The organism is Qipengyuania sp. BR81-2 (genome assembly GCF_055693895.1).
The window spans coordinates 347,176-373,148 of the sequence record NZ_CM146344.1 but is presented as its reverse complement, the minus strand read 5'-3'; the positions used below and the strand labels follow the sequence as shown (position 1 = coordinate 373,148).

The following is a 25,973-nucleotide window of genomic DNA, read 5'->3' as shown; positions in this document are numbered from 1 at the left end:
GTCCGCTTGAACCCAGGGTCGCGTCTGGGGAAGGACAAAAAATGGATATGATGCGCTCCGTGGGTACTCTTACCCGCGCAGACCTCGCCGAAACCATCAACCGCAAGATGGGCCTTAGCCGGGCCGAGTCTCTCGACCTGGTCGAGAACGTGCTTGCCAAGATGAGCGATGCGCTCGCCCGTGGTGAAAATGTCAAGATTTCCGGCTTCGGCAGCTTCGTGCTGCGGGACAAGAAAGAACGCATCGGCCGCAATCCCAAGACCGGCGTCGAAGTGCCGATCACACCCCGCCGCGTAATGACATTCCGCGCCAGCCAGCTGTTGAAAGAGCGGATTGCAAACGGCTGATCGTTCGGCGTAGAACCGGCGCATGGCCGAGTTTGACGATCATAAGGAAGACGGCGCTCTGCGCACGATTGGCGAGGTTGCAAAAGCAACCGGCATCAAGACGCATGTGCTGCGCTATTGGGAACAGCAGTTCCCCCAGCTTAAGCCGCTCAAGCGCAGCGGCGGCAGGCGCTATTACCGCACCGAAGACGTCGCACTGGTCGAGCGGATCGACCGCCTCGTGAACAAGGAAGGCTACACGCTGAAGGGCGCCAAGGCGGCGCTGCGCGGCGTGCCGGACCAGCAGGCTGCGGCTCAGGTTCCTGCGCCTGGTGGCGGAGCCGACAATGCGGCACTCGTCACGCGCCTCAAGGCCATTCGCGACGACCTGAAGGGCGCGCTGGCTTCCTGATCAGTCGGACGGAATCAGCGTCAGCTCGGTCTGGCGCCCGTCGAGATATCGCACGCTTTCCCCGTCGAACCAGGCGTCCTCTTCCGAGCGGAAATCGACGCGTTGGCCACCCCATTCGGGGACCTCGTGGTAATTGGTGAATTCGATCGACCAAGTGGTCCCGGCCAGCACGGGATATTCCCCGCGCGGGTCGGCTTCCTGATTGTCCCAGAACCCGATTGACGTGCCCGCACCGTGGCCGTGAAAGCCGATGGGATGGCTGTAGATCGAGGGATCGAGCCCCTCGGCCAGCGCCGCCGCCCGCGCACGGGCAAGGATCTCGTTACCGCTTTCTCCTGCCCGGAATGATGCGGTGAGGATATCCCCGACGCGGTTGGTGCGCCTTAGACCCTCGCGCAGGCCCTCCGGCGCCTCGATCTCGCCCGGTTTCAGGACATAGGCGAGATGCTGGGTATCGGTGTTGAGCCGCAGGTAGGTGATGCCGAAATCGGTCCACAGCAAGTCGCCCGGCTGGATCACCGTATCCTCGTAGATCATGCCCTCGGTCCCATCGCGCTGGATCGCGACCGAGGGATGGAACCATGGGGCGATGCCGAGCGAGGCGAGTTTCTCGCGGTACCACCAGCGCACCTCGTGCGTGGTCGTCTCGCCGGGAGTGATCACGCGGCGCGAGAAGGCCTCTGCAATCAGGGCATGGGCGATGCGCACGATGCCTGGGTATAGGTCGAGCTCGGCCTCAGTACGGCTTTCGAGCCAACGCACCGACAGGGTCTCGCCCGAGACAATGCGCTCGGCATATTCCTGCGGCAGTGCCTCGGTCATTGCGCGGTACTGGCTCAGCGTCATCCCGTCGCCGAAGCGTGTCGCGTCCGAATAGTTGATCGCGATTCTATCGGGATCGCGCGCCGCGATGATATCGGCGACCGCCTTCCACTGGTCGGGCTCTTCCTCCGGAGCCCATGACGGCTCGAACAGGTCGGCGAGGCCATAGCGGCTGACCGTGAGGCGCTCGACCGGCTGGCCGTCGCCCGGATCGAAGAAGATGAGGATCGTGCGGCGCCGCGCATGGAAGCTCTGCGCATCGAGCATGGTGGCGAGCACCGGCTCCTCGAAATACTCGCGGGACATCAGCAGCCACATGTCGATGCCCTGCTCGCGCATGATTGCGGGGATCACGGTGTCGAGCCGCTCTGCAAGGATGCGGTCGACTACCTCGGCGCGTTCCTTCAGCGGCAGGATGGTGGGTAGCGCCGGATCGGCCTGCTCGGTATCCGACAACGGGATCGCCACGGGCTGGGCGAGGGCAGGCGAGGCGGCGACCAGCGAAGTCGCAAGCGCGACGGCGAAACGTTTCATTGCGGGCAGGCTCCTATTCGGCAGCGAGTAATTCCTCCGCCGCGCCGAGGTCCACGCTGACCAAGCGGCTGATGCCTTTCTCGATCATCGTCACACCGAAGAGGCGGTGCATGCGGCTCATGGTCACCGCGTTATGCGTGACGATGAGGTAGCGCGTGTCGGTTTCCTTCACCATCGCCTCGAGCAGGTCGCAGAAGCGGTCGATATTGGCATCGTCCAGCGGTGCATCGACTTCGTCGAGCACGCAGATCGGCGCGGGGTTGGTGAGGAACAGTGCGAAGATCAGCGCGGTTGCGGTCAGCGCCTGCTCGCCGCCCGAGAGCAGCGTCAGCGACTGAAGGCGCTTGCCCGGCGGCTGGGCGAAGATTTCGAGGCCGGCTTCCAGCGGGTCGTCGCTGTCGATCAGCGCGAGATGCGCTTCGCCGCCCTCGAACAGGCGCGAGAACAGCGTTTTGAAGTGGGCGTTGACCTTTTCGAACGCTTCGCGCAGCCGCTCGCGGCCTTCGCGGTTGAGATTACCGATCGATCCGCGCAACCGGTTGACTGCCTCGCGCAGTTCTTCCTGCTCGGCCGCATTGGTGCCGTGCTCGCTCTCGATCTTTTCGAGTTCCTCGGCAGCGACGAGGTTCACCGGCCCGATCCGTTCACGGCTGGCGGTGAGGCGATCCATCTCCTCGCTCTCGGCTTCGGCGGACTTCACATCGTCCTCGTCGAACTCGAACTTGCCGGGAAGGAGCGGGGGCGGGGACTGGAAGCGTTCGCCCGACACACGCGCCATTTCGATCCGGCGGGCATCCTGGTTTTCGGCGCGCGCAGTCAGGCCTGCGCGGTTCTCGCGGGCTTCCGCCAGCGTTTCGTTTGCGGCCGAGAAAGCGCGGTCGGCCTCCTGCGCGACTTCCGCGGCGGCAGCGACGGCCTTTTCGGCCTCGGCAAGCTCCGAACCTAGACGCTCGCGTACCGTATCGCCCTGTTCGATCTCCTTCATGAGGCCTTCGGGCTTGGCTGCGAAGATGGCGCGCTGTTCCTCGATCTCATCGAACCGGCGGGCCATGTCGGAGAGGCGGCGTGCGGCTTCCCCCGAGCGGGCCTGCCAGTTGGCCATGTCGCTGCGCTGCGCGGCGGTACGTTCGCGGGCGACGGCTAGCGACTGGTCATGCGCTGCGAGTTCGGCAGCGCGGGCCTGTAGGGCAGCGCGGGCGGCCTCGTTCTTGGCCTTCGCTGCATCGAGCGATGCTCGGCCGGCCTCGGGATCGGGCAGCGCGTCGCGCTTTGCCTCGGCGGCAGAGACATCGGCCTTGGCCTGACCGAGGATGTCCGAATGCTCCTTCTCGGCTTCGCGCAGTTCCTCGAGGCGCGCGGCGACGCGCTCTCGCTGGGCTTCGGCCTGATCGAGCGCGCGCAGCGCCTGGCGTTCGGTTTCCGATGCTGCGGCGAGATCGCGGTCGGCACCGACGATTTCGCGCTGGAGCGCAGAGAGAGTCTCGCTCGCCGAGGATTGCTGGGCCTCGGCCTTGTCGACTGCCGCCCGCAGGTCGGGCACTAGCTTGTCCAGCTCGGCGAAGCGGTTCTCGGCTTCGAGACGCGCGGCCTCGGCAGCGCCTTCTCCACGAACGACGAGACCGTCCCAGCGGCGCAGCATGCCGTCCATCGTGACGAGATTTTCGCCCGGGCCCAATGTGCGACCGTCATCGCTTTCGACGACATGGACGAGCGCAAGGCGTGCGCGCAATTCATCGGGGCATTGGGCGATGTGGTCTGCGAGGCTGTTTGCGACCTTCTTCGGCGCGCTGGCTCCCGTCCAGTAGCGGCCTTCGCTGCCCTCGTCGGGAGCGCCGAGCAGGGCCTTGCCGTCACGGCCCAGCGCTGCGGCGACAGCGCGTTCATAGCCCTTCTCGGCGCGGACGCCGTCGATAGCCTGCTGGCGGCCCGAGCGCTTGGCAGCGGCGCGTTCGCGCGCCTCGCGGTCTCGCTTCAACGCGTCATATTCGCGCTGGACGCCCGAGAGTTCGGCCTTTGCGGCGGAATAAGCACTCGCCGCTTCATCCCGTTGGGCCTGCAATTCGGTCTTGCGCGACTGCATCTCTTCGATAGCGGCACGCTTGGCCGCGATATCGGCGGTGGCATCCTCTGCGGCCCTGCGGGCGCGCTCCACCTCGGCATCGAGGTCCTCGCCCGCAAGGGCTTCTCGCTGGTCGGCCATCCGGCGACCTTCGGCCTCCACGCGTTCTAGCCGTGCCTTCGCCTGCTGCACTTCGGCCTCGACGACGCGCCATTCGGCTTCGACACCGGCATTGTCCGCAGTCGCCTTGGCGAGTGCCAGCTCGGCTGTCCGGCTGGCGCGTTCCGCATCTTCGCTCTGGGCGACCAGCTTGGGGCGGCGTTCCTCGTCGGCGGCAAGGGTCTTCTCGCTTTCGGCCAGTTCCTTCTCGAGCCGCGCAAGCGCCCCGGCCGCATCCTTGGTCATGCGGTCGGCATCGCCGCGGTCTTCTTCGAGCCGGACTTTCTGACGTTCGAGGTCGGCGAGGCGCTGTTCGGCAGCCTCCAGCTGGCTGGTCAGTGCCGCCATGCGGTGGCCATGCGCGCTCGCATCGTCGCGGCGATCGGCCTGCTCCTCGCGCGCCTCGGAGAGCTTCTCCGCCGCCTCGCGTTGCGCCTTCTGCGCTTCGTTCGCGGCCTTCTGGGCTTCGGCGACCCGCGCATCGGCGGCCGCAGCGGCTTCCTTCGCCTCTTCAGCCGCTGCCGCAGCATCGCGCCAGCGGGCGAAGACGAGCCGCGCCTCGGCGGTCTTTATCTGGTCGGAAAGCTTGCGATAGCGATCGGCCTGCTTGGCCTGCCGGCGCAGCGAGGCGATCTGGCTGTCGAGGCCCGCCATGAGGTCCTCGAGCCGTTCGAGGTTCTTCTCGGTCGAGCGCAACTTGCTCTCGGCATCGCGGCGGCGGACATGGAGACCGGCGATACCTGCCGCCTCTTCGAGCATCATGCGGCGTTCGACGGGTTTTGCGGCGATGACCTGAGCGATCTTGCCTTGGCTGACGAGAGCGGGGCTGTGCGCGCCGGTCGCCGCATCGGCGAAAGTCAGCGCGACATCCTTGGCGCGCACGTCCTTGCCATTGACGCGGTAGGCCGAACCGGCCCCACGCTCGATCCGGCGGACGACTTCCAGTTCCTCGCCTTCGTCGTCCTCTGCCGACAGCACCACTTCTGCGAAATCGCGCGGTGGGCGGCTGGCAGTACCGGCGAAGATGACGTCTTCCATCCCGCCCGAGCGCATGGACTTGGGCGAATTCTCGCCCATGACCCAGCGGATCGCTTCGAGGAGGTTGGATTTGCCGCAGCCATTGGGGCCGACCACGCCGGTCAGGCCCGGTTCGATGCGCAGCGTGGACGGCTCGACGAAGCTCTTGAAACCGCTCAGTCTGAGCTGTTTGATGAGCATCGTCTTCCCGTCCCCCTTTCGCGCCCGGCTTACCGGGCGCCGGCTGCCTGCAGGATGGGCTCGATGCCCTGCCACTGGTTTTCCTCGAGGCGGCGGCCATTGAGGAAGAAGGTGGGTGTCCCGGAGACATTGTTTGCATTGCCGGCCTCGCGAGAGGTTTCGGCGATCTGCGTGATGTTGTCGGTATCGGTGAGGCAGGCGCGCGCCTGGTCGGCCGACAGGCCGCGGGCGGCGAAGAAGTCGATCAGGCCGGCAGTCTGGGCAAGGCTTACGAAGCGCTGCTCGGGCGGGGCCTGCATGGCGGCTTCGTAGGCGGCGCCATTGGCCTGCAGATTCTGGCCGAACTGCTCAAGCGAAGCCCATGCCTGGTCCGACAGGGCATGGAAGCTTTCCGGTGCACCGCACTGGGCCAGGGTCGAGATGGTCACGTCGAGCGGATCGCGCAGGAAAGGACGGATTTCGAAGCTGACGACACCGCTCTGGACATAGTCGTTGAGCAGCGGCTCCGAACCGGTTTCCGCGAAATAAGCGCAGGCGCCGCAGGTGTGGCTGGCGAATTCGACCAGCTTGAGCGGTGCGTCGGGATTGCCGATCACGAAACCACCTTCGTCGGTCTTGCTCGCAACTTCGAGCCAGCTGGACCCTTCGGGCGCCGCGATGTCTGCGATGGCTTCGCCCTCGATTGCGCCGGTCGTTTCCTCGGCTCCTCCTCCACAGGCGGCAAGCGCTAGCGCAAGCGGTGCGGCAAGGGCAAAACGAAGGGTGCTGGTCATCGAAAATCCTCTCTCGTGGACTGGGAAGCCTATGTCAGGCGAAAGGTAAGGTGAAGCGCGCGGTTCTGCGTGTCCACAGGGCTATCCCCCGCAAATACGCCTCCCCGCGCAATGGGAAACAGGTCAGAACAACTCGTCGAGATAGGGCTGGAGCGTGGGCCAGTCGTAGGCATCGAGCTTGTTACCGCCCATCAGGAAGGTGGGCGTGCCGCGCAGCTGCAACCGCGCGACATCGGCATTGCTCTGGTCGGCGATGGCTTTGGCGGCGTCGTAATCGGTCAGGCAGACGTCGAGCTCGCTGCGCGAATAGCCGCGGCGCTCCATGATCTCGTAGAAGCCGAGGTCGCTGGCAATGGCCTGCGCGCGAGAGGGGAAAGTGCCGAAGTTCCAGCGCGCTTTCTGGGCAGGTGTCGCCTTTTGTGCAGCGCCCATCCATTCGTCGAACCTCAGGATCAGTGCCTGATGATTACCGAAGAACTTGTCGGCATCACCGCACCGGACTGCGATAGCCGCCGTCAGGTCGACCTGATCGCGGATCAGGTGGCGAATCTCATACGAGACCTTGCCCGTGGGCACGTAGAGCATCTTGATCGCACCTTCGCCCGAGCGCGCGAATGTGGCGCAGTGCGAGCAGGTGTAGCTCATGTACTCGACCAGCTTGCCCTCGGCTTGCGGATTGCCGATCAGGTGGCCGCCGTCGGTCTCTGTGACCTTGGCGCCCCAGTTGCCCCTTATCTCGGAGCCGGGAAGCGGCGCATCCTGTGCAGTTGCGCCGACAGCGAGGGCGGATGCCGCCGCGATCAGCAGGGGGCGGGTGAAACGGGGTAATGCAACCACTTCAGTCGTTCCTGTCCTTGTCGTCATCGCCGAAGCTGCGCGCCAGCGATTCGAGCACGGTTCGCAATTCGGGGTCGCCGATATCGCGCAAGCTGTCACCAAGCTCCATCGGGATGGGCTTCAATGAAGGCGGAGCCTTCACCTTGTTCTTGTCTTCGGGCGGCTTAACCGCACCTTGCCGGAGCTTGATCCGCGCGACCGCCTTGTAGCCGAAAAAGCGGTTCACGCGCTCGGTGATCTCGGGAAGCACCTGCTGGATGAGCGGGGCATGGGCCGGAAGCACCACCAACTCGAGAATGCCTTCGGACTTCTCGCCAGGGGGAAAGCGGATCATCTCGGGCATGCAGACCCGGGCATGCGTCTCGCCGACGATCTCGGGCCAGCGGCTGACGACAGAGCTCTGCACGAAGCCGAAGCGCCGGAAGGCCGGACGCCCGATCTGCGGCATGAGGTCGGAAATGGCCTTGGCCTGCCCGCCGCGCGGACGCTCGTAAGGCTTGGGGGATTTCTTACGTCCCGCCTTGGTTCCGGATTTCGGCTTGTCGCTTCCCATTGCGCCGCCGCTCATGCCATAGGCGGCGCGTGGCCGCTATAGTCTCCGATAAATTGCTCGATTGGTACGATACCCACGCCCGCGACCTGCCCTGGCGTGCTCGGCCTGGCGAGCCTGCGCCAGATCCGTATCGCGTGTGGTTGTCCGAAGTCATGCTGCAGCAGACCACGGTAGCGGCGGTGAAGCCCTATTTCGAATCCTTCACCAAGCGCTGGCCGGCGGTCGAAGCGCTCGCTGCTGCGCCCGAGGAAGACGTCATGGCGGCGTGGGCGGGGCTAGGATATTATTCGCGCGCCCGCAATCTCGTGAAAGCAGCGCGGGCTGTAGCCGAAATGGGCGGCTTCCCTGACACCGAGGCGGAGCTGCGCAAGCTCCCCGGGCTCGGAGATTATACGGCCGCTGCCGTTGCGGCGATCGCCTTCGGCAGGCGTGCGGTAGTGGTCGATGCCAATGTGGAGCGTGTGGTCTCGCGCCTTTTCGCCATCCGCGAACCGCTTCCTGGATCGCGCAAGGCCATCCGCGCGGCGACCGACTCTATCACGCCGGACAACCGCGCTGGGGACTTTGCACAGGCGATGATGGATCTGGGGTCGGGCATCTGCACCGCTCGTGACCCGAAATGCCTGCTTTGCCCGCTCGAGCGCGATTGTAGAGGCAAGGCTGAGGGGGATCCCGCGCGGCTACCCGTAAAGGCGCCGAAGAAGGCCAAGCCGACCCGTCAGGGCAAGGCATGGTGGATCGAGCGCGAGGGTACGGTCTGGCTCATCAGAAGGGAAGGCACGGGCATGCTCGGCGGTATGCGCGCGCTGCCCGATGACGGCTGGTCGGCACGCGGCGACGGCTCGGGCGAGGCTCCCATCGACGGGAGCTGGGAAGCGCGCGGCGTCGTGCGCCACGCCTTCACCCATTTCGCCATCGAACTGTCGGTAGAGCGCCAGTCGGAAGCCGCGCAGCCGGAAGGCGAGGGCGAGTGGTGGCCGATCGCCGAACTGGACGATGCCGGCCTGCCCACGCTCTTCGCGAAGGCCGCGCGGTTGGTGCTGGCCTAGATTACGCCGCCGCCGATGCTGAGGCGGATCGCAGCGATCAGCAAGACGATCAGGCAGAAATTCCGCCCTGAATTGCTCGACGACATCTGACCGATGATGATGCCCAGCACGATCAGGGGCAGTGCAAGCCAATTGGCCCAGCCGAGGAACGGGATGGTCGCCGGGATGACGATCACGAGCGAGACGATACCGAAAAGGAAGGAGAGTAGATTGAGCATGTGTCTTATATGGGTAAAACAGCTCGCGATTGCAAGCGTTTCAATTCGCAATTGACCGTTCAGCTTCGCGTGCGCATCAAGGCGCGCAGTCCAGACCGGAGAGTAACTACATGGCCTTTCGCGAATTCGACACACCCCAGCTTTCCCGCCGCGCGCTCTTCCGCTCGGGAGCATGGCTGGCCGCAGGCACCGCAGCCGTCGGCATTCCGGGTGCATCGAGCCTGCTGGCGCATGACGTCGGACACGCTTTTCCCGAACTTGCAAAGCTGACCAGCCGCTATGTTCGCGAGGGCAAGGTCGCCAACCTGATTGTCGCCCTCGGACGCGGTCAGGAAGACATGGCGCATACCGTTGGCGCGGGAACGCTTGCCTTTGGTAGCGACGCGGAAGTGGGGCTCGATACGCTCTACCGTATCTATTCGATGACCAAGCCGATCACCGGCATGGCGACGATGATGTGCATCGAGGACGGCCATTTCGGGCTCGACACTCCGCTAGCGGAAATTCTCCCCGCATTCGCCGACATGCAGGTGCTGAGGACCCCTGACGGCGCGCTCGACGACACGGTACCGGCAGAGACGCAGATCACGATCCGGCACCTGCTCACGCATACTGCAGGCCTCAGCTACATCATCGACGCCAAGGGCCCGCTGCTCGGCGAATTCGTGAAGCAAGGCCTTGTCGGCGGCCGCGTCAGCCGCATGCCGATCCCCGGCCTGCCGCAGGTTACACCCGCGCCCTCGCTCGAAGCCTTTTCGGATCGTCTTGCAGAGCTTCCGCTGGTGGCGCAGCCGGGCACGCAGTGGATCTATTCGGCCAGCCTCGACCTCCTCGGACGCGTGGTCGAAGTGGCATCGGGCATGAGCTACGAGGACTTCCTGCGCACGCGCATCTTCGAACCTTGCGGCATGACAAGCACCTATTGGGCGGTGCCCGATAGTGAGCGTGCGCGCATGACGACCAATTACGGCTTCCTCGGCACCATGCCGATTCCTGTCGACCCGGGCCCGAGCTCGGTCTTCCTCGACGAGCCGGCCTTCCCTGCTGGCGGCGGCGGGCTCGTTTCCAGCCCGCGTGACTACGACCGTTTCCTGCGCATGCTGCTCGGCTACGGCAAGCTCGACACGGTGCAGGTCATGGAAAGCGATACAGTGCGCACGGGCGTCTCCAACCTGCTGCCCGCGGGCGTGGACACCGCCGGCACCTGGATTGCCGGACAGGGCTTTGGTGCAGGCGGCCGTTCGACCAATGGCCAGTTCGGCTGGGGCGGGGCGGCAGGCACGCTCGCCGCGGTCGACTTCAATCTCAACATGCGCACCGGCCTCTACACCCAGTACATGCCGCCCGAGAAGTATCCTATCCGCGAGGAATTCATCGCCGCGCTCACAGCCGATATCCAGGCTGTCGCAGCAGCGGCGGCAGCGTAATGCTGTCCTTCACCGGATCGCATATCGACAGGGCGGACCACGTCCGCGCCGACCCGGAGCGGCTGGCGGGATACATGAACTGGAAAGCACGACTGCTCGCGCTCGACGGATTGATGCCATCGATCGGCGACGACGGGCGGCTGGTCTGGGGCACGCTGGCCGATGCGGCGGTAGATGCGGAACTCGTTTTCCTCGGCCTCGACTATTCGGAAAGCGAAAGCGGCAAGGCCTGCTTCGCCGCCGTGCCGCCCGAGGGCGATGCAAGCCCTCGCATGGCGAACCCGCAGCTTTGGTCGCTCATGTCGACGCTCCAGCCTTCGGACCTCGCGGCCTATGGCGGTGCGCGCAGCATCGTAGACTGGCACGCACGCCACCGCTTCTGCGCCCAGTGCGGCGGTCCGACCGAGATCGCCAAGGGCGGATGGCAGCGTAATTGCAGCGCCTGCGGTACGAACCATTTCCCGCGCACCGATCCGGTCACTATCATGCTGGTCGAATATGACGGCAAGCTGATGCTGGGTCGCGGCCTCGGCTGGCCCGAAGGTGCGTTCTCGGCGCTCGCAGGCTTCGTCGAGCCGGGCGAGAGCATCGAGGAAGGTGTCGCGCGCGAAGTGCTGGAGGAAAGCGGCGTGAAGGTCCGCGACGTCAGCTATATCGCAAGCCAGCCCTGGCCGTTCCCAAGCCAGCTGATGATCGGCTGCCACGCCTACGCCGATGACGATGCGCTCACCATCGACGAAACCGAGATGGCCGAGATCAACTGGTACACGCACGAGGAAGTGAAAGCCTCGCTCGCCGGAGAGGGCCCGTTCAGGGCGCCGCCTCCGCATGCTATAGCGCATCACCTGATGCATTGGTGGATACACAGATGACCCAGGCCCGTAAGCTCACGATCGACATCTGGTCGGATGTCATGTGCCCCTGGTGCCTCGTGGGCTGGGGCAACCTGAAGCAGGCGCTGGGCCAGCTCGACGGCGAACTCGACGCGGACATTCGCTGGCACGCCTTCGAACTCAATCCTGATATGCCCGAAAAGGGCGAGGAGCGCACTGCGCATATCGCGCGCAAATACGGCCGCACGATTGACCAGTCGAAACAGGTGCAGGGCCAGATGCGGCAGGCGGCCGAGCAGGCCGGTGTCAGCCTCGACTACGAAGGCGATGCGGACCCCGCACCCGATGCGATGATGTGGAACACCTTTGCCGCGCACCGGCTGCTGACCTGGGTGATAGAGGAGCACGGGGCCGAGAAGCAGACCGAGCTCAAGCTCGCGCTATTCGAAGCCCACTTCAACCAGCGCCGCCGCATCGGAGAGCGTGAGGTGTTACTCGACGTGGCGGAAGAGGTCGGTCTCGACCGCGAGGCTGCCGCCGCCGCGCTCGACGACGAGGAACTCGCGCGCAAGACCCGCGTCGAGGAACGCGCGGCGATGGAGATGAACATTACCGGCGTGCCCGCGATGATCGTCGAAGGTCGCTTCATGATCCCCGGCGCACAGCCGCCCGAGGCTTATGTGAATGCTCTGAGGCGGGTGGCGGAGAAGACTGCGGCGGCTGCCGAGGGCTGACGTCGGCTAACGGCCGCGATCGCGGAATTCCGAGACTTCTGGTGAAAGCGGCCACGAGCCCGACTGGCGCGCGATTTGCAAGATTGAGCTTCTCCTGCTCTTCTACCTGCTGCTTTCGCGCATGAAGGGCGACCATGATGAAGCATTTCGCAATTGGAGCCGTACTCGCTCTTTCCCTAGCCGGGTGTTCTCCGGAGACACCCCAAGCGGACAGTACGCAGGAGAACGTCCTCGAGCTCGAGGTGCAGGGACTTTCGTTTGTTGGTCCCGACACGATCAAGTCCGGCTGGACGACAATTCGCGTCATCAACAATGGCGGGATGACCCACCACGCACTGGTATATCGGCTGCCCGACGGGATTACTGCCGAGATGGTGGACGAAGAGGTCGTCGTTCCTATCCAGCAGAGCCTGACAGCGGCAATTGCAGGAGACACGGAGAAGGCAGCCGCGATCGCAGCGACCATGCCAGCGTGGGTCGGCGACCTCACCTGGCTTGGCGGCCCCGGCATGATGTCCGATGGCGTTACCGGCGAGGCCACGATGTATCTTGAGCCGGGAAACTACATTGTCGAATGCTACGTGAAGACCAATGGCGTCCAGCATAATTACAATCCCGAGCCGGGCGAGTTCGGCATGGTATTCCCACTGACGGTAGTCGCCGAAGACGGCGGAATGCCCGAGCCCGAAGCGAATGTGACTCTGACGCTCTCGAACAGCGGCTACGAGATCTCACAAGGCGCCTTCGTCCCCGGCGAGAACTCGGTGCGCGTGAACTTCGCAGAGCAGCAACTTTACAACAATTTCGTTGGCCACGATGCCCACGTCTTCCGCATCGACGAGGGCACCGATGTCGATGCCGCGGCAAGGTGGCCCGACTTCTTCCCTACGGATGGACAACAGACGCCAGCGCCAGCGCGGTTCGTGGGCGGCATCCACGACATGCCGGAGGGCGCCACCGGCTATTTCAGGCTTACGCTGGAGCCGGGCGATTACGGGATAACGGCGGAAATTCCCGATGCGCAGGAGAAAGGGTTCTTCGCGCGTTTCTCTGTCGCAGCAGCCGAATAGGGAAGCAGTCCTCCTAGCGGCCCAAAAACAAACGCCCCGCCGGCATGAACCGGCGGGACGTTGCTCGCTGTAAATTGTCAGCCGCGCTTAGCTCGAGCGATTGTCCTGCATCGCCTGACGCGTCTTGGGACCCTTCATCGCATCCTGTGCGGGGTTGTCCGAACCCACTTCCGGCTCACGATTGTCGGGATCGAAGGCGCGGTTCAGCTCTCCGCGCGAGCCGACCTGGCGGTTCACTTCGCCGCCCGACGAGCTTTGCTGCGAGGGCGTGTCGTATTCGGTGAGTTCTTCGATAAGTTCGTTATCGGGGTGCATAGACTGGCGTTCGGGCATCAGAATTTCTCCTTTCCCCTGTTAACGGCCAAGTGGCTGATAACGATCCGCAATTCGTCGCACGCGAGGCCCGTCCGGGCCAGCTCCTAGAGCCGGTGGCAGATCACGATCACGCGCATGATTCCGGGCTCGTTGCTGAAGACGCCAGTGGCGTGGCCCGTTTCGACCTCTTCGAGCACGGCCTTGACCCTTTTCGGTATCTTCCACGCGGGCACCCAGCGGTTCTTGCGAATATCCGCGCCGAGCGCTTCGCCCACATCGCGGGCATCGCCGCAATCGCGGATCGTCTGGGTCTCCTCGCGAAAGCGCTCGAGCGGGACCTCTTCGCTTTTGACCGACAGCTGCATGAGATGAAAATGGGTGCCGGTCCCCGAGCGGGCCCCGATAGTGGACTGGGCGGATAGAATTCCGGGCGCGCTCATGGCCAGTGCCGCAGTTGCCATCACGCTTGCTTTGAAACAGGTCTTCGTGTGTCCCATGCCGTCTCTCCTCCAGCGAGCCATTCAGGACCTAGCAGGAGTCTGTGGCTCTGGCGCGACAACCTACACGAATGGCGGAAAAGCGCGAATCAGCGTCAGATCAGGCCGAGACGTTCCAGCTTTCCGGCAAGCTTGCCGGGCAGGGCATCGCCGATGTCTTCACCCGGTGCGAGATCGCGCGGGGGTTCGCCCTTGAGGTAGCGCCAGCCCTGATGCGCGCGCTTGGGACGCGGGTGGACGCGGATCAGTTCGGGCTTGAGGTCGATCGACCAGCGTCCGGTCTTGGTCTCGCTGAAACCGAGGATCTCGCTGCGCGCGACGATGGCATGCTGGTGGATCCAGTAGAGCGAGCCGCCGATGCACTCCTCCCACTTCGTCGGGCGATAGCGCGTCGTGAGGTTGGGGCTGCGCCGCTGCGCGTACCAGCTTTCGATATCGTTATACGACTGCGCGCCGAAGGCGATCTTGGTCAGGTGAAGCGGCATGGGAAGGAGATAGCCATTCCTCCCGCAATCTCAACCGAGCGAAAAGCGCTTTCCTACAGGGGGAAGGGCGGTGCAGCGTTCCGCAATGCCTGCTCGCCGCACTCCCAAAGCCTTGCAAATCCGCCGGTTCGCACGCCGCACGCGCGCCCGGGAGTTTTTCTCCCAGGACCGTGTTCCATGTGTTCCAGCCTGTTGGAGTTCAGACGACCTGCATCGCCACGGCGAGGCCGAGGAATGCGAAGAAGCCCATCGAGTCGGTGATCATGGTCACGAAGACGCTGGAGGCAACAGCAGGGTCCTGGTCGAGTCGGTCGAAGGCAACGGGCACAAGAACGCCCGCAAGTCCGGCAGTCACCACGTTGATCACCATGGCCAGCGCGATGACAAGGCCGAGCAGCGGCGTGAAGATCACGGCTGTCGCCGCCCCGATCAGCACCGCGATGGTAAGGCCGTTGAGGAATGCCACGCGCAGTTCCTTGGTCAGGATACGGCGTGTGTTGCTGCTGGTGAGCTGGTTCATCGCGATGGCGCGCACGGTCACGGCCATGGTCTGCGTGCCCGCATTGCCGCCGATGCTGGCGACGATGGGCATAAGCACGGCAAGCGCGACCAGCTTCTCGATCGCAGAACCGAACAGCGCAATGATGAGCGATGCGACGAGCGCGGTGCCGAGGTTCGCCACCAGCCAGCGTACGCGGCTGGAGTATGCCTCGCGGATCGGCTCGTTGATGTCACCTTCGCCGGCGCCCGACATCAGCAGGGCGTCCTCGCCCGCTTCCTCGGCGATGATGTGGACGATATCGTCGACTGTCATCTGGCCGACCAGCCTGCCGTCATCGTCGATCACGGCGGCGCTGATCAGGCCGTATTTCTGGAACATGAGCGCGACCTCTTCCTGGTCGAGCTCTGCCGGTATGAGCGTCTGGTCACGCTTCATCACGTCGCCGAGGACCACGTCGCGCGGCGTGCGCAGGATCCAAGAAAGGACACAGGTCCCGACAGGGTGCATTCGCTGGTCGACCACGAAGACCTCGAAGAAGTCGCCCGGGAGGTCGCGCTCCTCGCGCAGGAAGTCGATCAGCTCGCCGACCGTGATGTGTTCGGGCACCGCCACGAACTCGCGGCTCATCAATCGCCCGGCGGTCTCTTCCGGATAAGCGAGCGCGGTCTCGATCGCGGTGCGGTCTTCGGGATCGAGCTCGGCGAGGATGGCCTTCTGGTCGTCCTCGTCCAAATCCTCGATCAGCTGGACGGCGTCGTCGGTCTCGAGCTGCTCGGCAATCTGCGCCACCGCATCTGCGGGCAGCGCCTCCATCATCTCCTCGCGCACGTAGTCGTTGAGTTCGGCAACGACTTCGCTGGTCATCAGGTCGGTGATGGCCGTGGCAAGCTGGTGACGCTCGTCCTTCTCGAACAGCTCGAGAAGGTCGGCGACGTCGGCAGGGTGCAGCGGTTCGACAAGGTCGTAGACCTGCGCCGTCTCACCGGCATCCAGCGCATCTTCGACCGAGCGGACGAACTCGCGCTTGAGCGTGTTCTCCTCGTCCATGCGCTCGTCGTCGATGCGATCGTCCGGGCGACCGCCTTCGTCCGGCGTTTCCGCCAGCATCAGGTCGTCTTCGGGGATGCGATCGTCCTCCGCCATGGGGCGAAACCTCTAGGCACAAGGACATAGAAAGCAAGCAGAGGGTGACATGAGGCTGTGAAAGCCTATGTAGGCGCCAACCGAATTAAAGGAGACACTTCAATGGCCGACAAGCTGACCTTCACCCTCGATACCGGCGACGGCGAGAACAAGGACGTAGTGATCAAGCTGCGCCCCGATCTCGCCCCCGGACATGTCGAGCGCATTACCACGCTCGCGGGCGAAGGCTTCTACGACGGCGTGGTCTTCCACCGCGTGATCCCCGGCTTCATGGCGCAGGGCGGCGATCCGACCGGCACCGGCATGGGCGGTAGCGACAAGCCCGACCTCAAGGCCGAATTCAACAGCGAACCGCACACCCGCGGCACTTGCTCGATGGCCCGCACCCAGGTGCCCGACAGCGCCAACAGCCAGTTCTTCATCTGCTTCGACGACGCCGAATTCCTCGACGGCCAGTACACCGTTTGGGGCCAGGTCGAGAGCGGCATGGAACACATCGACGCCCTGCCCAAGGGCGAGCCGCCGGCAAACCCGGGCAAGATCGTGAAGGCGACTGTTTCGTAAGCCTCGCGAACATCCACTGAAGGAAGGGCGGCCAAGTGCCGCCCTTCTCATTGTAGGAACCAACCGTTTTCGCTATGTGCGCCCGCCTGTCATGAAACCGACCAATTCCCCCAAGACCTACAGGGTCAAGAGCTTCGGCTGCCAGATGAACGTCTATGACGGCGAGCGCATGGCCGAGATGCTGGGCGAGCAGGGGATCGTGCCTGCGCCCGAGGGTGAGGATGCAGACCTCGTCGTGCTCAACACCTGCCATATCCGCGAGAAGGCGGCGGAGAAGGTCTATTCGGACATCGGGCGCATCTCCAAGGCAGGCGGGGAAGCGGGCAAGACCCCGCTGATCGCAGTCGCGGGCTGCGTCGCGCAGGCCGAGGGCGAGGAGATCATGAAGCGATCCCCGGCGGTCAGCATGGTCGTCGGCCCGCAGGCCTATCATCGCCTCCCCGAAATGCTGGACAAGGCAGTGAAGGGCGAGCGGGCGACCGATACCGACATGCCGGCCATCGCCAAGTTCGCCGCGCTGCCCGAACGCCGCCGCACCAATCCGGCGAGCTTTCTCACCGTGCAGGAAGGCTGCGACAAGTTCTGCACCTATTGCGTAGTGCCCTATACGCGCGGCGCCGAAATCAGCCGACCATACAGCGACCTGGTGACCGAAGCGAAGAAGCTGGTCGATGCGGGCGCGAAGGAGATCACGCTGCTCGGCCAGAATGTCTCGGCGTGGTCGGGCGAAGACGACAAGGGCCACCAGGTCGGTCTCGCAGGCCTGATCTGCGACCTTGCGAAGGTCGATGGGCTAGCGCGCATCCGTTACACCACCAGCCACCCCGCCGACATGGACGACGATCTGATCGCCGCGCATGGCGAGATCGACAAGCTCATGCCCTTCCTCCACCTGCCGGTGCAGGCGGGCAGCGACCGCGTGCTCAAGGCCATGAACCGCAGTCACACAGCGGAAAGCTACCTCAAGCTGCTGGGCCGCTTCCGCGCCGCGCGGCCGGACCTTGCGCTGTCGGGCGACTTCATCGTCGGCTTCCCCGGCGAGACCGATGCCGAGTTCGAGGAAACCCTCGCGCTGGTGGACGAGGTCAAATACGCGCAGGCATTCAGCTTCAAGTATTCGCCGCGTCCCGGTACGCCAGCCGCCACGATGGACGGTCAGGTGGCGAAGGAAGTCATGGACGAACGCCTCCAGCGCCTCCAGGCCGCGCTCAACCGCGACCAGCTGGCTTTCAACGAGGCAAGCGTGGGCAAGACCTGCGAAGTCCTCGTCGAGCGCAAGGGCAAGCATGCGGGTCAGTGGCTCGGCAAGTCGCCCTGGCTCCAGAGTGTCTGGTTCGAAGGCGAGGCGCAGATTGGCGACCTCGTGCAGGCCGAACTGGTCGAGGCGGGCCCCAACTCGCTCGCCGGCAAGCTGCGCGAGACTGTCACGGTCTGATTACAGCCGCGTGACTTTCCACCGCCATCACGCGGACCCCTCCTTGCCACTCGCGCGTTGAAGAGTAACCTTCCGACTCGCAAACACGTGAAAGGAGCAAATGGCTCGCAAACCAGCACGGCAGGCCGATCCGGTCTTGACCAAACCGCCCGCACCGCAGCGCGAAGTACGCCGCGCGCAACTCGATCTCGAATTCGAAAACCAGAGCCTGCTAGGCGCGCTTTTCGGACAGTTCGATGCCAATCTCGTGCAGGTGGAAAACCGGCTGGGCGTGTTCATCTCGGCTCGCGGCAATTCCATCCATATCGAAGGCCCCGAAGACAGCGTCGCCCGCGCCCGCGACGTGCTCAACGAGATGTATGATCGCCTCGCCATGGGACAGGATCTCGACCAGGGCGCGATCGAGTCGCTGATCGCCATGTCGAACGAACCGACATTGGACGGCATCATGGACGGCAAGCCGGACGGCCCGCCGATCATGATCCGCACGCGTCGCAAGACCATCGTGCCCCGCAGTGCGATGCAGGCGACCTACATGCGTAGCCTCGTGCGCGACGACATCATTTTCGCGCTTGGCCCCGCAGGTACCGGCAAGACCTATCTCGCCGTCGCGCAGGCCGTGGCGCAGCTCATCAATGGCAGCGTCCAGCGCCTGATCCTCTCCCGACCGGCGGTGGAAGCGGGCGAAAAGCTGGGCTTCCTGCCCGGCGACATGAAGGACAAGGTCGATCCCTATTTGCGTCCGCTCTACGACGCGCTCTACGACTGCATGCCGCCCGAACAGGTCGAGCGACGGCTGGCTTCTGGCGAGATCGAAATTGCACCCATCGCCTTCATGCGCGGCCGCACGCTGGCCGATGCCTTCGTCATCTTGGACGAGGCGCAGAACACCACGCGCGAGCAGATGAAGATGTTCCTCACCCGCTTCGGCCAGAACAGCCGCATGGTGGTGTGCGGAGACCCGCGTCAGGTCGACATCCCCGGTGGTGACGGCATGAGCGGCCTCGCCGATGCGGTCGGCAAGCTGGAAGGCGTCGAGGGCTTCGGCACTATCCGCTTCACTGCCGCGGACGTCGTGCGCCACCCGATCGTCGGGCGTATCGTGGAGGCCTACGAAGGGCCTGCGGCTTGAGTGATTTCAAGGTTGTGAAGGTCGTTGACAGTCCCGACGGCTCCGAGCGTGTTCGGATCCTTCGACGGAAGGATGGACATTTCACTTTTCATCGAAACTGGCGGACGGTTCAGGGTGAGTGGGGCGACGGCTTGGACCTTGGCATATACGACTCTGCGTTGACTGCCGAAACAGAAGCGCGCCAGCGAATTGCTTGGATGCGTGAAAGCTTCAACTGATGGACCTCGATATCGAAATCGATGGATGGCCCGACGCTGAGGACTGGGAAGTCCTCTCGCAAAAGGCCCATGAGGCAATCGCGCAGGTCGAGCCTGCGCTTTCAAACAAGCGCCTGACGACCAGCGTGCTTTTCACAACCGACGAACAGGTGCACGAACTCAACAAGGAATGGCGCGGCAAGGACAAGCCGACCAATGTGCTTTCCTTCCCCATGCTCGAGCGCGAGGATTTGCTCGAACTACGCGAAGATGGACCGCCTGAAATGCTCGGCGATATCGCACTTGCTTTCGAGACGTGTGAGCGTGAAGCGGGAGAGAAAGGCATCAGCCTTGCCGATCACACGACCCATCTCCTCATTCACGGTTTCTTGCATCTTGCAGGCCATGACCACGTGGATTCCGACGAGCAGGCGGCCGCGATGGAAAAACTCGAGATCGAAGCGCTTGCAAAACTGGGTATCGCGGACCCATATGGGGATCGCGACAAATAGGAGTACGCAACCGGGCCATGCCCAATTCTTCACCCCCGCCGGAGACGCGGAGAGTAGCAGCGGGCTTTGGCCCGCCATCCGTAAATTGTTCGACCCCGAAAGCGGCGAGCGCTCACTGCGCGCGCAGCTGGAAGAAGCTATCGACGAGCACGAGGGCGAGAACGGCAGCGAAGACACCGAGGACACCGCCAAGGGCGACCTTTCGGGCGTCGAGCGCCAGATGCTCCGCAACCTGCTGCACTTTAGCGAGCACGATGCCGACGATGTCGCGGTGCCACGCGGCGAAATCATAGCAGTCAATGCCGAAGCCAGCTGGGACGAGGTCGTCGCGACCTTCTCCGAGCATGGCCACTCGCGCATGCCCGTATATCGCGGCCAGCTCGACGATGTGATCGGCATGATCCACATCAAGGATATCTTCCCGTTCTTGGCGGAGAAGAAGACTCCGCCGGCCGACTGGACGGTGTTGATGCGTCAGCCACTATACGTCCCGCAAACGCGCAACGCGCTCGATGTGCTTGCCGACATGCGTTCGCACCGGATGCATCTTGCGATCGTGCTCGACGAATTCTCGGGCACCGATGGCATCATCACCATCGAGGACCTGGTCGAGGAGATCGTCGGCGAGATCGAGGACGAGCATGATGACGCGCCTGAGGAATGGATTGCTTCGATCGGCGAGGGCATGTGGGACTGCGACGCCCGCGCCGAGCTCGACGATGTCGCCGAACGCATCGACCCGCGCCTCGCAGAGGTCGAGGAATCTGTCGACACGCTGGGCGGTCTTGCCTTCGTGCTGGCCGAACAGGTCCCGCCAGTTGGTGCAATTGTGGAACATCCGAGCGGCTGGCGGATAGAGATCACCGATGGTGATGAAACGCATGTTACGCGGCTGCGGCTGCACGAGCCCAAGCCGGCAGACGCCGAAGACTGATCAGTTGCGCGAAACTGCACGGTCAGTCCGATTGACACTCGACACTGCGCGTTTCGGGCAATAGGCGGATTTCGAAATGCCAGTTCGTCGCTTACCGCCGCTCCGAGCCTTGGAAGCTTTCGTTCGCACCGTGCGGCTCGGATCGGCGCGTGCTGCTGCCGACGAGCTTGGTCTCAGCCCATCAGCTCTTTCCCGCCGAATCGGCAATCTCGAGGACTTCGTCGGCAAGAAGCTTTTCACCCGTGCGCGCCAGGCGATGTCGCTCACTGACGATGGCCATGCGTTCTACGAGGCGGTCAATCCGCAGCTCGAAGCGCTGGCGAGGGCGGTTGAGAGCCAGTCGGAAAACCTGTCCGTGCTGCGCCTCCATCTCGGGGTGCTCCCGCTCTTCGGAAGCCAGCGTCTGTTCCCGCGACTTGCCGAACTGCGCGCACGCCATCCTCTGCTCCACATCGATATCGATACCGGCCCGCATCTGGAGGACCGCGTTGGCGACACCCTCGATGCCGCCATCATCCTTTCGCGTGGCCCTGCAAGCGGGCTTCACGCGGTCCGGCTCGATTTCAACATGGTGCACGCGATCGCGAGCAAGGAACTGGCCGCGAAGCTGGGTGACAAGCCCGACCAAGAGGTTCTCGCCAAGCAGACCTTCCTGATCCACAACGAGCTGCCCGAGAGCTTTCGTGCGTGGAAGGACGAGCTTGGCATGCACGAGCTCGAACCGACTGCGATCGACCAGTACGATTCCGGCCAGCTCATGCTGGAAGCAGCGGCGCAGGGCCTCGGGATCGCGATCATGCACGACGATCACCTAAAGCGCGCGGCGGATTCGCGCCTCACCGACCTGTTCGGTGTCGAGGTCGAAAGCCCCTACAGCTACTGGTTCGTGTGCAAGCCGACCGCGCTGGAAGAACGCCCGGTGCGGCTCTTCCACGACTGGCTGGTCAACGCCGGACTCTAATCGTAGCCGATCCCTTCGGGCGGCTTGTACCTTACTGCATCGACAACGTGCTGGTAGTCGCGCAGCGGCTTTCCGAGGTTCGCCACAAGGCGTTCCTCAATCTCTTCCCGTGCCTTGGCGGCAATAGCCTTGCGCCCGTGGTGGTCCTCGGGGCTGAAAGGCTCGAGGTAATGGATCCGCAGCCTGAACGTGCCAGAGCGCGCCATGACGCGGATCGCGTTGTGCAGCCCGCTTTCTTCGCCCACCCAAGCAATCTCTTCCGAGTGCTCGCCGTAATCGACGACGGCCGGCTGAACCAGGACACCGGGCGGCGGTGGCTCGAGCACCGAGATCATCGATGACTTGAACGGCAGCAGCGAATGCCCGTCGGTCACAGTACCTTCGGGGAAGACCGTGACCGACCAGTTGTCTTGCAGGGCATCCTTCAGCGCATTGATTTGTTCGGCGACACCCATGCGGTGCTCGCGCTTCACGAAAACGGTGCGATTGAGACCGCAGAGCCAGCCGATGACCGGCACCTGGCTCAATTCCCATTTGGCGACGAAGGCCGTCCCGCTCGCTCCCGCCATAGCGAGGATGTCGAACCAGGAGACATGATTGGCGATGAAGAAGACATCGCGCTTCAAGGGTGTCCCGACGACCTCGACCTTTGCTCCGGCAACCCGCGCCGTGTAGCGCAGGAACAGCATCGGGAAGGGCGAGCCGTAGGCAAAGATACGGTAAATGTAATGGAGCGGCACGAAGGCCATCAGCAGTGCGATTATGCCGATTGTCCGCAGGATGAAGCGAATCCAGCCGAAGATGGTCAGCGGAACATTCTCGCCGCGCGCGGCGGCCAGTCGCTCCTCTGTATAGCGGGCTAGCTTGCGCTCAGCCTTCGCGATCGAGCCGGACGCCATAAAGTTCCATGCGGTGGTCGACGAGGCGATAGCCCAGCTTCTCGGCAATCTGCTTCTGTAGCGCTTCGAGCTCGGGGTCGACGAATTCGACAACCTTGCCGGTTTCCACGTCGATCAGGTGATCGTGATGCGCTTCGGGCGCCGCTTCGTAGCGCGCACGTCCGTCACCGAAATCGTGCCGGTCAAGGATGCCGGCCTCCTCGAACAGGCGCACCGTGCGATAGACCGTGGCGATCGAAATGCCCGGGTCGATCTTGTTGGCGCGTTCGTGAAGCATTTCGACGTCGGGGTGATCATCGCTTTCGGACAGCACTTTCGCGATGACGCGACGCTGTTCGGTGATGCGCAAACCCTTGTCGGCGCAGAGTTGCTCGAGATCGATACGCTGGTGCAATTCGACTTCCTGAATGAATAACGCCCCGCACCCTTATCGGGCCGGGGCGTCTATCTCAAGGCGAACCGAAAGGCTTTATGCAGCCTTCTTGCGACCGCGCTTCTGTCCGGGCTTGCGGCCAAGGCCGATCTTCTTGGCCAGGTCGCGGCGCGTATCCGCGTAATCGGGTGCGACCATCGGGTAATCGGCCGCAAGATCCCAGCGCTGGCGATACTCGTCAGGCGTCATGTCGTGTTCGGTCGACAGGTGGCGCTTGAGCATCTTCATCTTCTTGCCGCAGTCGAGGCAAATGATGTGATCCTTCTTGACCGAAGCGCGGACCGAAACTGCCGGATCAGGGCGGACTTCTTCGGCTGCACTGCCGGTCCCAAGGCCTGAAAGTGCCGAATAAACGTTCGAAATAAGGGCAGGCACATCATCAACGGCCACGCTGTTATTCGATACGTGTGCTGCCACGATGTCCGAGGTCAGCGTAATTAACGTTTCCGACATGTCGACTTCAAATTCTTCCATCTGCATACTCCCCATCTATAGTGGCCGTATGCTTCGGATTTACCGCTGTCTACTGGAAATTGTAAAAATCCGCCATCATTGTCGCGTGCTTACAACTTGACGCGGAAATAGAGGCAATCAGGCCAGAATTTTGGCGAATGTGAGCGCGTCAATCGGGGTCCCGAGGACAGTGCGATAGTATTCGTGCCGAATACCTATCTGCTCGAATCCAGCATTCCGGTAGAATTTCTCGGCCGGATTATTCGCCCGCATTTCAAGAAACACTTTGGCCGCATCCCTTTCGGCGGCACTGGCAATAAATCGCTCGAGGAGCTTGCGGCCGAGACCGCGTCCACGGAAGTCGGGCCGGATCGCGATCAAGAGAAGTTCGATTTCATCGGCCGCCTGCCGGGCAAGAACAAAGCCGACCGCGGATCTCGCCACCACTACATGGGCCGCCGTCCTCATTGGCGAGCAACATGTAGGTCGACGGGGTCAGGAGCGAGATCTTCGACTTGCCGTCGCGTCCAAGCCTCGCGGAAGTGGGGGTCGAAAGCCTCCTCCATCACTTCCATCAGCTTGTCGAGGTCGGTCATCGGCCGGGCACCTTCGCGTCGGGTGCGCGGCCATAGATCGGGGAGAGGTCCGTGAGCAGCAATTGCTCGCGCACTAAGAGTGCGAAGCGCGCGTCGGGCAACAGACCGATGCTTTCGACCTCGCGGCCAGCTTCTTCGGCGAATGCATCGGCGCGGTTGCCCGCGATTGTAGGTGCCTGGATCGCACCGACCGCTTTGGCTGGTGTCAGTGAGGCTAGCTCCGAGGCAGGTAGCCCAACTTCATCGAATTCCTGGACGAACCACTCGCCATGACCACCATTCATGCAGATACCGAGAGGGCCCGGCTTGCTCTGGCGAGCGGTGGCAGCGACCAGCGCCAGTGTGGGAAAGCCCCGGACCTCGGCGCCCCAGGCGAGGCCCAGCGCGCGTGCTGCCGCCAGCCCGATCCTGACACCGGTAAAGCTTCCCGGACCAAGCGAGACACGGATGTGATCGGCGCGGCCCCTGTCCGGCAGATCGCCGATCATTGGGACAAGCCTTTCGGCATGGCCACGGCCAAGCTCTACATGGCGCGAGATCGAGAAGCGCGCCATCTTCGAAGAGGGCAACGGAACAGGCCTCGGTGGCCGTTTCTATCGCGAGTATTCGCATGGTCCGCGCCCTGCCTCAGCCGGGCGCGGCCTGCAAGTCAGACGATGGAATTGAACTTGTCGAATTCGGGCCGCGGGCTGCGGTCGAAGATCGTCGTCTTGTCGCCATAGCCGATCGCGCAGACCCAGTCGGCACGGTGCCGCGGGCTGTCGGCGAAGAAGTGTTCCGTGATCTTGTCGAGATCGACACCCGACATCGGGCCGCAATCAAGACCGATCGAACGGGCTGCGAGCATGAGGTAAGCACCCTGCAGTGCGGAATTGCGCGCCGCGCCTTCTTTGCGGCCTTCCTCGTCCCCTTCGAACCAGCTCTTGGCGTCAGTGTGCGGGAAGAGCCAAGGCAGCTCTTCGTGGAAATCGATGTCGTAGCCGATGATCACGACCACGGGTGCGGTCTTGATCTTCTCCTGATTCCCCTCGGATGCCATCTCGGCAAGCTTGTCGCGCGATTCCTGCGATTTGCACCATACGAAGCGGCCTGGCTGCATGTTGGCCGAGGTCGGGCCCATTTTCAGCAGCTCGTGGATCTGGTGGATCTGCTCGTCGCTGACTTCCTTGTCGTGCCAGCCGTTGTAGCTGCGTGCCTCGCGGAAAATCTGATCGAGAGCGTCTGCGGAAAGCGTGTTGTCGTGGAACTGCTTGGTCATGGAAATCCTTGTTTCAGGCGCGAGCGAAAATCAGGCTGCGCGGACTTCAACGACCTCGGGCACGTAATGTTTCAGCAGCCCCTCGATGCCGTGCTTGAGCGTGGCGGTGGAGGAGGGGCAGCCCGAGCAGGCACCCTGCATCTGCAGGTAGACGATGCCGTCCTTGAAGCCGCGATACTGGATATCGCCGCCATCGCCCGCGACGGCGGGGCGCACGCGTGTTTCCAGAAGTTCGTTGATCTGCGCGACGATGTCCGCGTCTTCCGCGCGCTCCTCTACGAGCAGTTCCTCGTCTTCGGGCGGGACGGCAATGCCGCCGGCGCTGCCGGGCGCGAAGAGCGGGGCTTCGGCAACAAAGTGATCGAGCAGGATCGAGAGCACCTGCGGCTTGAGATCGCTCCAGCTGACGCCGGGTGCGGCTGTCACCGTGATGAAATCGCCGCCGAAGAACACGTTCACGACCTCGCCGGTGTCGAAAATGGCCTGCGCGAGCGGACTCGCTTCAGCAGCTTCAGGCGATGCGAATTCGCGCGTTCCCTGTCCCATCACCGGGCGGCCCGGCAGGAACTTGAGGCTGGCGGGGTTCGGGGTCGTTTCGGTCTCGATGAACATGGCTGCGATGTAGGAGCGGGG

32 protein-coding genes are annotated in these 25,973 nt (G+C 63.6%); 14 read left to right on the top strand and 18 right to left on the bottom strand.

Features of this window, described 5'->3' with window-relative positions; genetic code table 11:
- Positions 1–47 precede the first annotated feature (47 nt).
- On the top strand, positions 48–347 hold the full coding sequence (locus tag ACZ1G8_RS01905; protein ID WP_221429554.1) for an integration host factor subunit alpha: 300 nt from the start codon (positions 48–50) through the stop codon (positions 345–347).
- 22 nt (positions 348–369) lie between these two features.
- A complete protein-coding gene (locus ACZ1G8_RS01900) occupies positions 370–738 on the top strand; it encodes a MerR family transcriptional regulator (RefSeq protein ID WP_472680155.1) in 369 nt (122 codons plus the stop codon).
- Here ACZ1G8_RS01900 and ACZ1G8_RS01895 read toward each other — a convergent pair whose 3' ends face one another.
- The 5 genes from ACZ1G8_RS01895 to ACZ1G8_RS01875 form a co-directional block, all read right to left on the bottom strand.
- On the bottom strand, positions 739–2,094 hold the full coding sequence (locus ACZ1G8_RS01895; RefSeq protein ID WP_472680154.1) for a M24 family metallopeptidase: 1,356 nt from the start codon (positions 2,092–2,094) through the stop codon (positions 739–741).
- A 13-nt stretch (positions 2,095–2,107) separates the two neighbouring features.
- Entirely contained in the window at positions 2,108–5,530 is a 3,423-nt protein-coding gene (gene smc / locus ACZ1G8_RS01890) for a chromosome segregation protein SMC (protein WP_472680153.1), read from the bottom strand.
- Positions 5,531–5,559: 29 nt separating this feature from the next.
- On the bottom strand, positions 5,560–6,303 hold the full coding sequence (locus ACZ1G8_RS01885) for a thioredoxin domain-containing protein (protein WP_472680152.1): 744 nt from the start codon (positions 6,301–6,303) through the stop codon (positions 5,560–5,562).
- A gap of 123 nt (positions 6,304–6,426) precedes the next feature.
- Positions 6,427–7,140, bottom strand: coding sequence for a DsbA family protein (locus ACZ1G8_RS01880; protein ID WP_472680151.1), 714 nt, complete (start codon positions 7,138–7,140; stop codon positions 6,427–6,429).
- Between the two features lies 1 nt (position 7,141).
- Positions 7,142–7,708 (bottom strand): DUF721 domain-containing protein, encoded by a 567-nt coding sequence (locus tag ACZ1G8_RS01875; protein WP_472680150.1) that lies wholly within the window; start codon positions 7,706–7,708, stop codon positions 7,142–7,144.
- A 14-nt stretch (positions 7,709–7,722) separates the two neighbouring features.
- Between ACZ1G8_RS01875 and ACZ1G8_RS01870 the strand changes: the two genes are divergently transcribed.
- Entirely contained in the window at positions 7,723–8,742 is a 1,020-nt protein-coding gene (locus tag ACZ1G8_RS01870; protein WP_472680149.1) for an A/G-specific adenine glycosylase, read from the top strand.
- Here the strand turns inward: ACZ1G8_RS01870 and ACZ1G8_RS01865 are convergent.
- Entirely contained in the window at positions 8,739–8,960 is a 222-nt protein-coding gene (locus ACZ1G8_RS01865) for a hypothetical protein (RefSeq protein WP_472680148.1), read from the bottom strand. The genes ACZ1G8_RS01870 and ACZ1G8_RS01865 overlap by 4 nt on opposite strands.
- Positions 8,961–9,070: 110 nt before the next feature.
- Here ACZ1G8_RS01865 and ACZ1G8_RS01860 point away from each other — a divergent pair, with 110 nt between their 5' ends.
- The 4 genes from ACZ1G8_RS01860 to ACZ1G8_RS01845 all read left to right on the top strand — a co-directional run bounded on the left by ACZ1G8_RS01860 (position 9,071) and on the right by ACZ1G8_RS01845 (position 13,024).
- Entirely contained in the window at positions 9,071–10,387 is a 1,317-nt protein-coding gene (locus ACZ1G8_RS01860) for a serine hydrolase domain-containing protein (protein WP_472680147.1), read from the top strand.
- On the top strand, positions 10,387–11,259 hold the full coding sequence (nudC, locus tag ACZ1G8_RS01855) for an NAD(+) diphosphatase (protein WP_472680146.1): 873 nt from the start codon (positions 10,387–10,389) through the stop codon (positions 11,257–11,259). The genes ACZ1G8_RS01860 and nudC overlap by 1 nt, the downstream gene beginning before the upstream one ends.
- Positions 11,256–11,954, top strand: a complete 699-nt coding sequence (locus ACZ1G8_RS01850; protein ID WP_472680145.1) for a DsbA family oxidoreductase — start codon at positions 11,256–11,258, stop codon at positions 11,952–11,954. The genes nudC and ACZ1G8_RS01850 overlap by 4 nt, the downstream gene beginning before the upstream one ends.
- Positions 11,955–12,091: 137 nt before the next feature.
- Complete coding sequence (locus tag ACZ1G8_RS01845; RefSeq protein ID WP_472680144.1) at positions 12,092–13,024, top strand: hypothetical protein; 933 nt, start codon at positions 12,092–12,094, stop codon at positions 13,022–13,024.
- Between the two features lie 87 nt (positions 13,025–13,111).
- On the opposite strand, the gene ACZ1G8_RS01840 is transcribed toward ACZ1G8_RS01845, so the two are convergent.
- The 4 genes from ACZ1G8_RS01840 to mgtE all read right to left on the bottom strand — a co-directional run bounded on the left by ACZ1G8_RS01840 (position 13,112) and on the right by mgtE (position 15,966).
- Entirely contained in the window at positions 13,112–13,357 is a 246-nt protein-coding gene (locus ACZ1G8_RS01840; protein ID WP_472680143.1) for a hypothetical protein, read from the bottom strand.
- An 86-nt stretch (positions 13,358–13,443) separates the two neighbouring features.
- Positions 13,444–13,836: a hypothetical protein gene (locus ACZ1G8_RS01835; RefSeq protein WP_472680142.1), complete on the bottom strand. Its 393-nt coding sequence runs from the start codon at positions 13,834–13,836 to the stop codon at positions 13,444–13,446.
- A 95-nt stretch (positions 13,837–13,931) separates the two neighbouring features.
- The gene (locus tag ACZ1G8_RS01830; RefSeq protein ID WP_472680141.1) at positions 13,932–14,321 is read right to left on the bottom strand and encodes a DUF1489 family protein; all 390 of its coding nucleotides are present in this window, start codon (positions 14,319–14,321) and stop codon (positions 13,932–13,934) included.
- Positions 14,322–14,520: 199 nt separating this feature from the next.
- Positions 14,521–15,966: a magnesium transporter gene (gene mgtE / locus ACZ1G8_RS01825; RefSeq protein WP_472680140.1), complete on the bottom strand. Its 1,446-nt coding sequence runs from the start codon at positions 15,964–15,966 to the stop codon at positions 14,521–14,523.
- 102 nt (positions 15,967–16,068) lie between these two features.
- Here mgtE and ACZ1G8_RS01820 point away from each other — a divergent pair, with 102 nt between their 5' ends.
- From ACZ1G8_RS01820 to ACZ1G8_RS01790, 7 genes are all read left to right on the top strand, one after another.
- Entirely contained in the window at positions 16,069–16,530 is a 462-nt protein-coding gene (locus tag ACZ1G8_RS01820) for a peptidylprolyl isomerase (RefSeq protein WP_221545454.1), read from the top strand.
- 91 nt (positions 16,531–16,621) lie between these two features.
- Positions 16,622–17,965: a tRNA (N6-isopentenyl adenosine(37)-C2)-methylthiotransferase MiaB gene (miaB, locus tag ACZ1G8_RS01815; RefSeq protein WP_472680139.1), complete on the top strand. Its 1,344-nt coding sequence runs from the start codon at positions 16,622–16,624 to the stop codon at positions 17,963–17,965.
- A gap of 100 nt (positions 17,966–18,065) precedes the next feature.
- On the top strand, positions 18,066–19,097 hold the full coding sequence (locus ACZ1G8_RS01810; RefSeq protein WP_472680138.1) for a PhoH family protein: 1,032 nt from the start codon (positions 18,066–18,068) through the stop codon (positions 19,095–19,097).
- On the top strand, positions 19,094–19,315 hold the full coding sequence (locus tag ACZ1G8_RS01805) for a hypothetical protein (RefSeq protein ID WP_472680137.1): 222 nt from the start codon (positions 19,094–19,096) through the stop codon (positions 19,313–19,315). Before ACZ1G8_RS01810 ends, ACZ1G8_RS01805 begins: the two co-directional genes overlap by 4 nt.
- A complete protein-coding gene (gene ybeY / locus ACZ1G8_RS01800) occupies positions 19,315–19,806 on the top strand; it encodes an rRNA maturation RNase YbeY (protein WP_472680136.1) in 492 nt (163 codons plus the stop codon). The genes ACZ1G8_RS01805 and ybeY overlap by 1 nt, the downstream gene beginning before the upstream one ends.
- The gene (locus ACZ1G8_RS01795) at positions 19,787–20,740 is read left to right on the top strand and encodes a hemolysin family protein (RefSeq protein ID WP_472680135.1); all 954 of its coding nucleotides are present in this window, start codon (positions 19,787–19,789) and stop codon (positions 20,738–20,740) included. Before ybeY ends, ACZ1G8_RS01795 begins: the two co-directional genes overlap by 20 nt.
- 76 nt (positions 20,741–20,816) lie before the next feature.
- Positions 20,817–21,701 carry a LysR substrate-binding domain-containing protein gene (locus ACZ1G8_RS01790; RefSeq protein WP_472680134.1) on the top strand — a complete coding sequence of 295 codons (885 nt, stop codon included), beginning with the start codon at positions 20,817–20,819 and terminating at the stop codon, positions 21,699–21,701.
- On the opposite strand, the gene ACZ1G8_RS01785 is transcribed toward ACZ1G8_RS01790, so the two are convergent.
- The 8 genes from ACZ1G8_RS01785 to ACZ1G8_RS01750 all read right to left on the bottom strand — a co-directional run bounded on the left by ACZ1G8_RS01785 (position 21,698) and on the right by ACZ1G8_RS01750 (position 25,952).
- Complete coding sequence (locus tag ACZ1G8_RS01785; protein WP_472680133.1) at positions 21,698–22,600, bottom strand: lysophospholipid acyltransferase family protein; 903 nt, start codon at positions 22,598–22,600, stop codon at positions 21,698–21,700. The genes ACZ1G8_RS01790 and ACZ1G8_RS01785 overlap by 4 nt on opposite strands.
- Entirely contained in the window at positions 22,572–22,994 is a 423-nt protein-coding gene (locus tag ACZ1G8_RS01780; RefSeq protein WP_472680132.1) for a Fur family transcriptional regulator, read from the bottom strand. Before ACZ1G8_RS01780 ends, ACZ1G8_RS01785 begins: the two co-directional genes overlap by 29 nt.
- A gap of 75 nt (positions 22,995–23,069) precedes the next feature.
- Complete coding sequence (locus tag ACZ1G8_RS01775) at positions 23,070–23,507, bottom strand: Ros/MucR family transcriptional regulator (RefSeq protein ID WP_472680131.1); 438 nt, start codon at positions 23,505–23,507, stop codon at positions 23,070–23,072.
- 117 nt (positions 23,508–23,624) lie between these two features.
- Positions 23,625–23,954 carry a GNAT family N-acetyltransferase gene (locus tag ACZ1G8_RS01770; RefSeq protein ID WP_472680130.1) on the bottom strand — a complete coding sequence of 110 codons (330 nt, stop codon included), beginning with the start codon at positions 23,952–23,954 and terminating at the stop codon, positions 23,625–23,627.
- Positions 23,951–24,082, bottom strand: a complete 132-nt coding sequence (locus ACZ1G8_RS01765) for a hypothetical protein (RefSeq protein ID WP_472680129.1) — start codon at positions 24,080–24,082, stop codon at positions 23,951–23,953. The genes ACZ1G8_RS01770 and ACZ1G8_RS01765 overlap by 4 nt, the downstream gene beginning before the upstream one ends.
- Complete coding sequence (gene tsaB / locus ACZ1G8_RS01760; protein WP_472680128.1) at positions 24,079–24,570, bottom strand: tRNA (adenosine(37)-N6)-threonylcarbamoyltransferase complex dimerization subunit type 1 TsaB; 492 nt, start codon at positions 24,568–24,570, stop codon at positions 24,079–24,081. Before tsaB ends, ACZ1G8_RS01765 begins: the two co-directional genes overlap by 4 nt.
- A gap of 161 nt (positions 24,571–24,731) precedes the next feature.
- Entirely contained in the window at positions 24,732–25,340 is a 609-nt protein-coding gene (locus ACZ1G8_RS01755) for a malonic semialdehyde reductase (protein ID WP_472680127.1), read from the bottom strand.
- 30 nt (positions 25,341–25,370) lie between these two features.
- Positions 25,371–25,952 carry a NifU family protein gene (locus ACZ1G8_RS01750; protein WP_472680126.1) on the bottom strand — a complete coding sequence of 194 codons (582 nt, stop codon included), beginning with the start codon at positions 25,950–25,952 and terminating at the stop codon, positions 25,371–25,373.
- Between the last annotated feature and the right edge of the window lie 21 nt (positions 25,953–25,973).